This is a genomic window from Microbacterium sp. Bi128 (assembly GCF_918698205.1).
Genome location: NZ_CAKKMM010001683.1, coordinates 1 through 1023, shown reverse-complemented (window position 1 = coordinate 1023; position 1023 = coordinate 1). Strand labels below are relative to the sequence as shown.

Here is a 1023-nt window from a genome sequence, read left to right as displayed (position 1 = left end):
CTCCTGGACTGGAGTCGGTGCCTGCTCTTGCCGGCACTTCCAGTCTCCTGCGCCAATGTTGCGTCCGCGTTTCGGCACGGTAAGGGGCCGGTTAGATTTCGGGGGCGCGGGGGATACCGGCCACCATCAGGGCTGCGGGCGCCCTCAGGGGAGCTGGCGTTCGCCCGGGCGCTCGACCCGGAACCACCGGTACCCGTAGCGGTCCAGCGGGACTTCGAAGGCGCCGTCGTCGGAGAGCGGGATGTCCTCGCCGCCGAGCAGGTCCCGGAGCACGGCCCCGGCGTAGGACCGCCCCGCCGCGCCCTTCCCGTCCGGACCCTCCGGGCCGCCTTCCTCGCCTTTCGGCGGGACCACCGAGGCCGTCACAGACGCCGGTTCGGCGCCAAAATTGTGGGCGACCACCACTGTAGAGCCGTCCCATGTGCAGCGGTGCAGCAACACCGCCGGTGAGGCCTGCTTGATGAGGGCAAACCTGCCCCAGCCGAGCTCGGGACATTCCCGGTACCGCTGGATCAGTGTCGCGATGAAGTTCCACAGCGAATCGGGATCCCGTTTCGCGGCCGCGGCGTTGATGCGCGCGGGCCCGTACGGTCCGTCCACGGGCTGGGCGACGAGGTCCCCCGGCGGGGCGGTCGAGAAGCCGCCATTTTCGGTGTGGTCCCACTGCATGGGGGAGCGGACGGCCGAGCGGCCCTTCGCGCGCAGATCTTCGCCCATCCCGATCTCTTCGCCGTAGAAGAGCACCGGGGTGCCCGGCAGCGAGAACATCAGGGAGTACACCATGCGGATCCTGGCCGGGTCGCCGCCGAGCATGGTGGGCAGCCGCCGCCGCAGTCCGCGGCCGTACATCTGCATGTCGGGATCCGGACCGAAGGCCGCGAAGACCTCCTCGCGTTCGGCATCGCTGAGCTTGTCCAGGGTGAGTTCATCGTGGTTCCGGACGAACATGGCCCATTGGTTGTCGGGATTGACCTTCGGACGGCTGCCGAGCGTCCGGGCCAGCGGCCGGGCGTCCTGCCGGGC

At 69.8% G+C, this 1023-nt stretch carries 1 pseudogene; it reads right to left on the bottom strand.

Annotated elements, in window-relative coordinates:
• Positions 1–144: 144 nt before the first annotated feature.
• Positions 145–1023: pseudogene (locus tag LQV45_RS35490) on the bottom strand (trehalose synthase); the annotation flags it as partial.